The organism is Albidovulum sp. (assembly GCF_049646345.1).
Classification (GTDB): domain Bacteria; phylum Pseudomonadota; class Alphaproteobacteria; order Rhodobacterales; family Rhodobacteraceae; genus Albidovulum.
The window spans coordinates 1-1756 of sequence record NZ_JBARVQ010000875.1 but is presented as its reverse complement, the minus strand read 5'-3'; the positions used below and the strand labels follow the sequence as shown (position 1 = coordinate 1756).

Annotated in this window: 1 protein-coding gene; it reads right to left on the bottom strand. The window is 63.6% G+C overall.

The genetic code is table 11. The features are described 5' to 3' along the window. Positions 1 to 1577: DNA gyrase/topoisomerase IV subunit B (locus tag WBB85_RS22850; protein WP_432640867.1), on the bottom strand; the 1577-nt coding region annotated here is incomplete at its 3' end. Positions 1578 to 1756 lie beyond the last annotated feature (179 nt).

Here is a 1756-nt window from a genome sequence, read left to right as displayed (position 1 = left end):
GTCATCAGCAGGCTGGCGATATGAGCGCCGTCGACATCGGCATCGGTCATGATGATGACCTTGTCATAGCGCAGGTCGTCAAGCCGGAACTTGGTGCCCATGCCGACGCCAAGTGCCTGACAGAGATCGGAAATCTCGGCATTGCTGCCCAGCTTGGACGAGGCCGCGCCCAGCACGTTCAGGATCTTGCCGCGCAACGGCAGCAGGGCCTGCGTCTTGCGTTCGCGGGCCATTTTCGCGGAGCCGCCGGCGGAATCGCCTTCGACGATGAAAAGCTCGGTTCCCTCGCGCCCGGTGGCAGAGCAATCGGTCAGCTTGCCGGGCAGCCGCAGTTTCTTGGTGGCGGTCTTGCGGGCGGTTTCCTTTTCCTGACGGCGGCGCAGGCGTTCTTCGGCCCGCAGCACGAGGAAATCGAGGATCGCGCCCGCCGATTTGGTATCAGCGGCCAGCCAGTTGTCGAAATGGTCGCGCACCGCGCCTTCGACAAGGCGCTGGGCGTCGGTGGTGGCCAGCCGGTCCTTGGTCTGGCCGACAAATTCGGGTTCACGGATGAAGCAGGACACCATCGCGCAGCCGCCGGTGGTCAGGTCGTCGCGGGTGATATCCTTGGCCTTGCGGTTGTTGACCAGTTCGCCGTAGGCGCGGATGCCTTTGAGCACGGCGGCCCAGAACCCGGCCTCATGCGTGCCGCCTTCGGGCGTGGGCACGGTGTTGCAATAGGACTGGATGAAGCCGTCGATCGAGGGCGTCCAGTTGATCGCCCATTCGACCGAGCCGGGGGTGTTGAATTTCTCTTCAAAGCTGACCTTGCCCGCGAAGGGGCGGTCGGCATAGGTCGTGGCGTTTGTCAGTTGCTCGCCAAGGTAGTCGGCGAGGCCGCCGGGGAAGTGGAACGTCGCCTCAAGCGGGGTTTCGCCGTCGTCAACCTCGGATTTCCAGCGAATCTCGACGCCCGAAAAGAGATAGGCCTTGGATTTGACCATCTTGAGCAGGCGGGCGGGTTTGAATTTCAGGTGGCCGAAGATATCGGCGTCGGGGTGGAAGGTTGTGGTGGTGCCGCGCCGGTTGGGGGCGGCGCCAAGTTCGGTCAGGGGGCCAAGCGGGATGCCGCGCGCAAAGCGCTGTTCGACCAGCTTGCGGTCGCGGGCGACCTGCACGACCATCGTATCGGACAGCGCGTTGACGACCGAGGCGCCGACCCCGTGCAGGCCGCCGCTGGTCTGGTAGGCCTTGCCGGAGAACTTGCCGCCCGCGTGCAGCGTGCACAGGATGACTTCGAGCGCGGATTTGCCGGGGAATTTCGGATGCGGGTCGAAGGGCATGCCGCGGCCATTGTCGCGCACCGTGACGGAGTGATCGGCGTGCAGTTCAACCTCGATCCGGTTCGCGTGGCCTGCGACGGCTTCGTCCATCGAGTTGTCGAGCACTTCGGCCACAAGGTGATGGAGCGCGCGTTCATCGGTGCCGCCGATATACATGCCGGGGCGTTTGCGGACGGGTTCCAGCCCTTCGAGCACCTCGATCGAGGAGGCGTCGTAGGATTGATCGCTGGCGCCGGTCAGGAGGTCTTCGGCCATTCGCTGCTCTTTTCTTGTTCTGTTGGCCGGACAATACGGCAGGACGGGCGGGTTAGGCAATCGACGGGGCGCAACTTTTGGGCGGGAAGGGGCTGTAGCTGATTCTCGAGTCACACGACCACGCGGTCGTTGCCCGAAAAGCTACAATTTACTCAAGACTTAGGCATAGGAGTCGGATC